Source organism: Methanoculleus sp. UBA374 (assembly GCA_002508705.1).
Taxonomy (GTDB): Archaea; Halobacteriota; Methanomicrobia; order Methanomicrobiales; family Methanoculleaceae; genus Methanoculleus; species Methanoculleus palmolei.
Window position 1 is genome coordinate 1 of sequence record DAYL01000010.1, and the last position, 8,131, is coordinate 8,131.

8 protein-coding genes are annotated in these 8,131 nt (G+C 54.5%); 7 read left to right on the plus strand and 1 reads right to left on the minus strand.

Translation table 11 applies throughout. The features are described 5' to 3' along the window. The 7 genes from BRA42_RS02715 to BRA42_RS02745 form a co-directional block, all read left to right on the plus strand. Positions 1 to 199, plus strand: a 199-nt coding sequence (locus BRA42_RS02715) for a type II toxin-antitoxin system HicA family toxin (protein ID WP_292410572.1), incomplete at its 5' end; no start/stop codon positions are given. A 164-nt stretch (positions 200 to 363) separates the two neighbouring features. Continuing rightward, entirely contained in the window at positions 364 to 1,446 is a 1,083-nt protein-coding gene (locus BRA42_RS02720) for a hypothetical protein (RefSeq protein WP_342772069.1), read from the plus strand. Continuing rightward, entirely contained in the window at positions 1,447 to 3,015 is a 1,569-nt protein-coding gene (locus BRA42_RS02725) for a hypothetical protein (protein ID WP_342772070.1), read from the plus strand. Between the two features lie 71 nt (positions 3,016 to 3,086). Continuing rightward, complete coding sequence (locus BRA42_RS02730) at positions 3,087 to 3,677, plus strand: hypothetical protein (protein ID WP_342772071.1); 591 nt, start codon at positions 3,087 to 3,089, stop codon at positions 3,675 to 3,677. Between the two features lie 164 nt (positions 3,678 to 3,841). Next, positions 3,842 to 4,483: a hypothetical protein gene (locus BRA42_RS02735; RefSeq protein WP_342772072.1), complete on the plus strand. Its 642-nt coding sequence runs from the start codon at positions 3,842 to 3,844 to the stop codon at positions 4,481 to 4,483. Positions 4,484 to 4,769: 286 nt separating this feature from the next. Beyond that, the gene (locus BRA42_RS02740) at positions 4,770 to 6,209 is read left to right on the plus strand and encodes a TolB family protein (RefSeq protein WP_342772073.1); all 1,440 of its coding nucleotides are present in this window, start codon (positions 4,770 to 4,772) and stop codon (positions 6,207 to 6,209) included. A 237-nt stretch (positions 6,210 to 6,446) separates the two neighbouring features. Next, the gene (locus BRA42_RS02745; RefSeq protein WP_342772075.1) at positions 6,447 to 6,626 is read left to right on the plus strand and encodes a hypothetical protein; all 180 of its coding nucleotides are present in this window, start codon (positions 6,447 to 6,449) and stop codon (positions 6,624 to 6,626) included. Positions 6,627 to 6,677: 51 nt separating this feature from the next. On the opposite strand, the gene BRA42_RS02750 is transcribed toward BRA42_RS02745, so the two are convergent. Then, the gene (locus BRA42_RS02750; protein WP_342772074.1) at positions 6,678 to 7,931 is read right to left on the minus strand and encodes a hypothetical protein; all 1,254 of its coding nucleotides are present in this window, start codon (positions 7,929 to 7,931) and stop codon (positions 6,678 to 6,680) included. Positions 7,932 to 8,131: the final 200 nt, after the last annotated feature.

Consider the following 8,131-nt stretch of genomic DNA (forward strand, 5'->3'; position numbering starts at 1 on the left):
GTTGTGCCGTGCCATCCCCACCCCGAAGGGTGGGGTCTTCCCGCTCCACCCCCTTCACCCCCGCAAGATCAATAAAACCGGAGAAGATGGAGTTAAACTACTTGTCGTCATTCCCCGGCGCGACCCCATTCCCCGCGGGACGCTCCTCTCTATTCTGAAACAGGCCCGCCTTACAAAGGAAGAATTTCTTGATCTGTGAGGGGCCCGCTATCGCGGCGAGGAATTACCCCGAAACGCCGATGAGGCCGTATCAGCAACAGGCTCGACTGATGAGTTCGGTCTCGTCAGAGGAAAAATCCTGAACGGATACAGTAATTTTAAATACATAGTTTCCAAAATAGGCTTGTTATAAGATCAGATTATTTGAATAATCGCGCGCTGATACTCATGAGTGAAATTTACATTCTGGCCTCTGTCCCCGAACAGGGAAAGACCACCACGGCGATCCTTCTCTCCCGCTACTTCGAGAAAAAGGGGAAAAAAGTTGCATGCCTGCAGTCTGAAAAAGGGCTCTTTGATGTGCATACCTACCTTCAGGAAGATCGTTATCACTATTCCATCCCGCTTGAAACGGCGAAGAGCCGAAAATCCTTTGAAGAGTGGCTCACGGTGGGCTATGATGTCTATATCTTCGAGGTATCCTTCCCGTATTCCCCGCCGGGGTCGGCGTTTATCGATCTCTTCGAGAACGTAAACGAACTCGTTTCCTATGATCTCAGGGACCGTTGGAAGGAGTATCGCCGCCAGCGGGTCACCGAACACTGGGAGCTGCCGTCGGATTCCAACAGTCATCTTACATTTTTCTTGGACCTGTTCAACGACAGAAACGTCCGGAAGGTCTTTACCAAAACGAGGGGGAAGATTGACGCCCCCTCGGTCGATGACCGGTTCAACCTTGTCAATCCCGGCGATTTTGTTTGCGACAGCATCAATCCCCGCTATTCCTTCCCGAAAAGTGGGAAAAAAGCAATAGCGGTCGGGGCGTTTCCTGCCGAGTACCGGGACATCTATGCCGATCTGAAATGGTACGGGTTCGACTATGCTGAATTTATGGAACGGTTCAGAAAGGAGGATTACGATCTCGCTATCATCGGCGCATGTATGAACCAGAACCTTAAGTTCCGTGACAGACCGGTGGAACCTGATATCATCTGCTATCAGCCGTCTGTATACCGTAGGGGGATTATCCAGGGTCATAGCGGAGTCAAGAAACACAGGCAGGTGACGGATGATCTCATGGAAGTTCACGGGACAATAAAGAACGAACCGGTCGGAACGCCTGTGGGGAAGGAAGGCGGCGTATTCGCCGGCCACAATAACAGGTACTGGATTTACAGGATGCACCCTGATTTTGATCTGATTAAAAAGGAGGGGAACATCCTCTTCTGCAACGGCTGGGTGCTCCCGCAGTACCTTATCCGCGACGGATTTCTGGAGGTGGGGTGAATGGGAGAAGGAGTCAGCCCGCCGGTGGTGACTCTGGTCGAACCGGAAGACCCGGACATCGGCGATCCCGTCGGGGCTGAGCGGCCGTTCACGGCATCGTGCGACCAGCCGGCCACGCTGACGGTTTACCTGGACGACAATCTGGTGCATACGAGCGCTTCCGGCGTCCGGGAAGTGTCCTATACCTTCCCGAGTGCGCCGCTGGGGCAGCATATGGTCCGGGTAGTCGCGGCGAACGCCAACGGGACGGGGGAGAATTACTGGACCTGGAACGTGGTCTCGACGCCGCCGGTAGTGATACGCGTCGCTCCGCTCGAACAGGCGATCTCCGACGATTCACCGGATGCGACGAGAGTTTTTGAGATCGCGGTGGATCAATCCGCCCGCATCATCTTCTACCACAACGGGGACGTGATTTACGACTCCGGCAGCCAGACCCTGACCTCCTGCTCGGTACCGTTTTCAGCGCACAGGTACGGCGAGCATGTCATTACCGCTGTTGCTCTGAACGCAAACGGCCGGGGGACGCTTCACTGGACGTGGACCATCAGCAGACCTCTACCTCCCCCGGAACCTCCGGAAATAACCCTCATCTGGCCGAACACAACAACGCCCTCATCCTACGCCGGGGCACGAGTGGTATTCGCGGTTCAGGTCACCCCCCCGGCTCAGGTGAAGTTCTACCTGGATGAGGAAGAGGTGTTATCGATCGATCAATTAACGGGTTTCGCCAATTATGTCGATGATTCCGCACTGGTTGGCCCTCATATTATCAGGATCACCGCGCACAATACCGAAGGTTCGGACCAGCTGCTAGTACATTGGACCGTCCATGAACCGGACACTCCGCCGGCCCTTTCTCTCAGTGTACCGGATACCATAAGCAACCTGCAGGGAGAGGTGAGGATTATCCTGGCACACGTAACTACCCCGTGCACGATACCGTGGTTCATCGATGGGGTGTGTGTCGCGGAAATGCGGGGCGATCCATTGACTTTTGCATATTTCGGCTACAATACTTCCAAACTAAGTGTTGGCCAGCATTCTCTAACCGTAACCGCAGGAAATCAACAGGGTTCGGATTCGAAGACTGTAACCTGGACTATCAGCGACCCGTACGATATCGTTCGCCAGGTTCATGGCGAGGATGTAGATATCGAGGTCGGTGGCGTACTGAAGACAACTGCCACCCTTAACGAAAGAGGGGACGGATCTCGGTTTATCGAAATTGCGTACAATACAGGCATTGGCTTGGATCTTATGAAAGATCAACACACGGGAGATCTAATCCCCATTTCAGGCAACTTCGATATCGAAGTAACCGTCAGCTGGCCGATTCTCACGATACCAAATACAGTTGTCAATTATCCAAAAACGAAGATTCATAGCGATACTCCTTCAAACCACGGCTCATTGAGCATCGAAGTACCGAATTCAAGTTATTATTATATTGATGTAAATTTGGCTGGAACGTGCAAATTTTTCCCGAAGTTAGAGGGGGTGCCCATTCCTATCCTTGGGTTTACAAATTACAATTATCATTGCAATGTCTATCTATCGCTGCAATAAGGGAAGGAACAACCAGTATGAGGATGAATGAATTGCGATCGAGTTTCACCCACTCGATACCCGGCTATCTGGTGAAACCAGCAGAGATGTTCGATCTTGACAGAGACAAAGGATATTCCTTCGCAATCACATTTTTTGCGGCGATCTCGGTCACGCTTGTAGTCATTTATTATTGTTTTCTTTACGCCGGCATCGGAGGAGGCATGTCAGTCAGTCGGCTCCTTGGGTCGATCATGAACGATATATTGTTCATATCCGGATACTTCCTCCTTCAAATACTCGTACTGTTAACCATCATCCATTTGGCTGCAAGATACGTTAATCGAGATGCACAATTCATTCATTCTTTTACCATTACGTTTATTAGCTATACGTATATGAGCTCGCTCTTGATGGCGCCGTTCATGATAGTACAAATCGTTGACTCCTATATATTGAACGGATCTCTGCCCATACTCAAAGTAATGGACTATGTGTTAGGACCGTCTTTTATCGCCGCCATCCTCATTTTTGTCTGGGTTGCCGCAAACGGCATACAAATGCTGCACGGACCATCTACCCTGAAATCGTATGCAATCGCGATTGTTGCGATAGCCGCAGCATTCGCTGCCATCTATCTCTATGGTCTGGTGTATTTCAGCCAGTTTACTCCCTGGGGGTGAATCCGATATCCGATCGTCGCGGTGAAGCGGGTGGTGGCGAGGTTGTAATTTCTGCCGATCCTGACGTCGGCGACCCCGTCGGGGCGGATGAGTCTTACTTCACCGTGGCAGGCAAAATGAATTGGGACCCTGTCTGGGGACCCTGTCTGGAAGAGTAGTACCTCATGGCCTTTGTATTCATTCAAAAGGTAGTGAGAAAGACCTTCCTGCTTTTTGTATCGCCCGTACGGACTGCAGAGATCGTTCAGGACGAGAGCCTGAGAGAATCGATCCTCTACTGGCTCATCGTCGGATTTTTGGCATTCGGGATCTTCATCTCTGCTGTCTGTTGTTTACTATATCTTGATCTTGATGGAGCAAATGTGCATCAGATAGGGTTTGTTTTCCGTATGTTTGTCTCCTCCCACCTGGGATTTCTGGTAGGTTCTGCCGTACTCCCGGCGATTCTTTACGGACTGAGCAGAGCGTCGGGCACAAGCCTGGGCTGGGAAGAATCGGTAAAGATCTCCTGCACCGCCTTTCCGGCCCTTGTCATCCCGCTGTATGTGGGAGGCACTACCACACTCCTTATCACATATGCCGAGGGGTGGCTATCTCTCGAGGCCATAGGCTTTACATTGCTTTGCCTGCTGTATGGAATCATATGGTCGGGTTTCGTCGCGTCGTACCTGGTACGGAGTTACTCGAAACGGAGCATGCTCTTTTCGATCGGACTGGTCGTTCTGTCGGTTCTGATACTCTATGCTCTGAACATGGCTGTTGCACTATCAGGGTGCTTCAGGATCGTGGGGTATGGTTTATTTTGATTCTCCTGGGGAGTACTGCCGCGAGGTCTGGCACGTGAGCCGCGACGGCAACCCACCTGTGGGAACGCCGATCGATCCCGGCGAATCGGAGGTGACGGATACGGAGGAGGCATGTAAATGGATTCCTTGTACCCGTAGGGCTGAGTGCCGCACAGAATGCCGTCGACCTCGTGAGGGAACCCTTCCCGGTATCAGGACATCGATGGAGTCAATCGGCCGTACGGTTCAGGATCACCCGTTCAGTCGTGCTCACATGACGAAGCGGTAACAGAAGGAACGAAAACAAATGGAACGAAACCACCGTATCATCGGAATCGCGCTCGTTGTTCTCGCCGCGGGGGTGGCTGTCCTCTGGGCGGGCGGCCACGTCGACTCCCTCCCGGGGAATTACTTCCTCTACGAACTTGGCGGGGAGTACGACTGCATGTACCCTTCCATCAGCCCGGACGGGACGAAGATCGTCTATGTTGCCACGATTTACCCCGACCGGCATTCATCCAATCTCTGGATCGTGGATACCCGTACCTGGCATACCCGGCAGCTCACCTCCTGCGGGGACGTAGCACTTCGTCCGTACTGGAACCCGTCGGGCGACACCATTGCCTTCTTAGCCGACCGGGACATCTGGACGATCGAACGCGACGGAAACAACCTCACCCGCCTCACGGCTGACCGGTCACTCGAACTGTGCCGCGGGTGGAGCCCTGACGGGAAACGGATCGCCTACCTGTTAAACCGCTCCCTCTGGGTGATGGACACCGACGGAAGGAACACACAACTGGCCATTAACGGAACATCGGTGATATTTGATAACTTCCCAGTCTGGAGCCCGGACAGCGGGAGGATCGCCGTTTCATGCCCAGATCAAGTGACGACGACCGTCGACGGTGAGTTGATCGCGTACCAAAACCCAAATGAAGGATTACTGATCGTCGAGGTCGACGGAGGGGCGCACACCCTGCTTGAGGTCGGAGATTGCAGTCTGCCGGCATGGAGTCCCGATGGCAGCCGGATTGCATACGCTTCCACTGACGGTATCCGGACGGTTCACCCCGACGGCAGCGGGAACCGTAAAATCATCGATGAACGCATCTTCCCCTCCGAAAGCCCAGCATGGTTGGCCTCAGGCGACAAGATCGCCTACCTCACATGGGACAAGGAGATCAAGGTGGTAAACGCTGACGGAACCGGCAGGCGGACGGTGACATCGATAGGAGACGGCATCTCCCTCTCTATCAGCAGGGATGGAAAACGGGTCGCATACAGTACTCTCGGCACGGTACGGCTGTCACGCATGGACGGCATCGAGTGGTGTAAGCCGGTTGCTGCGGTTCTGGATATGGTGCGCCTGAAAAACCTGCATAAGAGGCCTGCGATATTCACGGACCCCCCACAGATAACGTTCGTCGAACCTGCAGAGCGCGTCGTCAACGATACAGTGGGAGAAAACCGGACGTTTACCGTTGCTTCCGATGAACCGGTCACGATGACGTTCTACTTAGATAGCGACGAACGGGTGTACCTGCGTGACGAGGGCATCCGGCAGGCGTCGTATACGTTTGAAAACGTCCCACTGGGTACGCATACGGTAACGGTGTCTGTTGTCAACGAGAGCTGGACACGCATGGGGACGACATGGCATTCATGGACGTGGCATGTGCTCCCCGAACAGCCAATCGAACCGAGCGCCGCATGGGACGAAGAGCCTGCAGACATGCCAATCTAGTAAGGGCGTTCGATCGAAGAAGCCCCCAGCTCAGGTAAATTTTCACCAGAATGAGGAGTAGGCACTATTGATTGAGCAATTAACGAGTTTTCCCAACTATGGCGATGATTCCGTACTGGTTGCGCACTGGACCTTGCATGAGCCGGATGCCACAAACAACCTGTAGAGAGAAGGGAGGGATGTCCTAGCATCTCATTCGAGGACTCCCGGCGCGAGAAGGCGCCGATCATCCAGTGGCTGCCGGCGGACGCGAAACTCCCCTGCACCCTCCTCCGGCAGGAGGGGAGCCTCGAAGGGTTCTGCGAACCCCTGGTCGCCGGTGAGGTGGACAACGTCGTCCAGTTCGAGCGGGTCGGGTTTGCCCGGATCGATTCGGCGGACGGCGGCCGGGTGAGCGCGTATTTTGCGCACCGGTAGGACAATTCATCTTTTTTCGGGAGAGGGAAGCCGGTGTGCCGGTCCGGAACGCTACGGCCGCGCGACGCCCCCACCTTCGCGTGAGAACTCTGTGTGATCTCCCTCACCCATCTTCTCGATTTCAGACCCGAGATGCCGACAGTCATACGATAACGCGCCGGCGGCTGCGGGTTTGCCCGGGGATAGATCCGTTCGCAGCACAACGTGCAGGAACCCCGGCAGCGGATCGGCGGACCGACAGCAACCGGCATACAAGAAATCCCCCCTCACCTCGATTGAGCGGCGAAACTGAGGATCGGCACGGAGATCCTGCCGCGCAATCGTTCGTTCGCACGACTGCAGGTGCGACCTTGCCGGAATGTCCCGGCGGATATCGATCTCCACCCTCGCCTCGATGTCGCGGAAGACCAGAGAGACACACTCGTGGTTCAGGAGATCGGGATATTTCAACAGAACGCCGAATTCGTAGAGACTCCGGGCGCCGTCGGGACCGGTGGAGAGAGTATTGCAATGCGACCGTTCCACAATCAAATCCAGAAACTCAGGATTGTCGAGAGCATACTCCAGGGAGAAGAGGTACCTTTCGCCGGGGACAAGGCGGTTCAGCTTGATCTTATATGCACTGTCGGCCGTTACAACCGCTTCGGGCACCGGAACCAGTTTCGGCAGCCGGGCGATGGCGACCCGTGACGGGACGACATGCATATATTTCACCGTTTTGGGAAGGAGATACGTCTTTTTGGGTATCAGGACCATGTCGTATCGCTGTACTCGCTCGCTGCAGGAGATCGTCATCTGCCGACCTTCGATCCTGAACTCCTCCTGCAATTCGGCATCGATAACACCCATGGTGCGGTAGATACGCTCTATTGCGGCAGAGACCAGGTCCCGTTCGTTATGAACCCGGGCACCCCCGGTTACGGACGGGGCCGAACCGGGGGAATCGCCGGCGGGACGATGGCCGTGTACCGGCGAGCCGATCAGGTTCATCCGTTTTGTACGCACCTCGCTGAGGCCGTTTTCATCCTCAAGGACATATGTCAACTGCACGGTCTCCGATGCGGCATCCAGCACCGGGGTTTTGAACACCACGCCCAGGTATCCGTTCACCCCAAACCGCGAAAACATCAGTTCGTCCTCCCCGGCACCCGGCTCCCGCACCGCATTGAAGATCTCCTCAACGGCAAAACACTCCGGTTTCGTGATCCGGACGATAACCTCCCGATCTTCCGGCCAGAGAACGTATGTGGCTATCCTGCCGCCCGGAAGACAGGAGGAGGGGACAAAGAGGTTTCTTACCAGCATTCAATCCCCCGCCCGCTCGTCCCGGAGGGAAAACAGCATAACCTTCCATGCAGTGCAGCATCCTGCCGCACCCGGTTCTCGATCCGCGTGCCTGCCGAGTATCCTCCTGGAAGGGGTGCGGGAAGAGCACCGGGTTTCATGGGCATTAATAAATGTTTATCTATTAACAAATGACATATATTGAGTTCTTTTATTTAACA